The organism is Rothia nasimurium (assembly GCF_928392795.1).
Taxonomy (GTDB): domain Bacteria; phylum Actinomycetota; class Actinomycetes; order Actinomycetales; family Micrococcaceae; genus Rothia; species Rothia nasimurium_F.
This window is the reverse complement of record NZ_CAKMTJ010000040.1, coordinates 1-338: the sequence shown is the minus strand read 5'-3', so window position 1 is coordinate 338 and position 338 is coordinate 1. Positions and strand designations below refer to the sequence as shown.

1 protein-coding gene is annotated in these 338 nt (G+C 53.3%); it reads left to right on the top strand.

Annotated elements, in window-relative coordinates; genetic code table 11:
- Positions 1–80: 80 nt before the first annotated feature.
- On the top strand, positions 81–338 hold a 258-nt coding region (locus L6963_RS11765; protein WP_237207733.1), incomplete at its 3' end, for a helix-turn-helix domain-containing protein.

The following is a 338-nucleotide window of genomic DNA, read 5'->3' as shown; positions in this document are numbered from 1 at the left end:
CTAGACAACGGCCCCACCCGCGGCAAAAATATGAGCGTTAAATCTCTACAAATAACCTCAAGCCATACCGGACAAGACCGTTGCTACACCAGCGTACAACCGGCCTCACAGCCACGCAATTCGCCACGCTACATACAGCCCTCACCCATCACCTCACCTGGTCAAAACCAGGCGGAAGACCACCAGCACTAACCCTCGACCAAGCCCTCAGAATCACCCTGCTCTACCACCGCCATAACCTCACCGAAGAACTCCTCGCAGAACTTTTTGCTGTCTCTCAATCGACAGTCTCACGAGCTATCAACACCATCGAAAAGGCCCTGGAGAAGATTCTCACT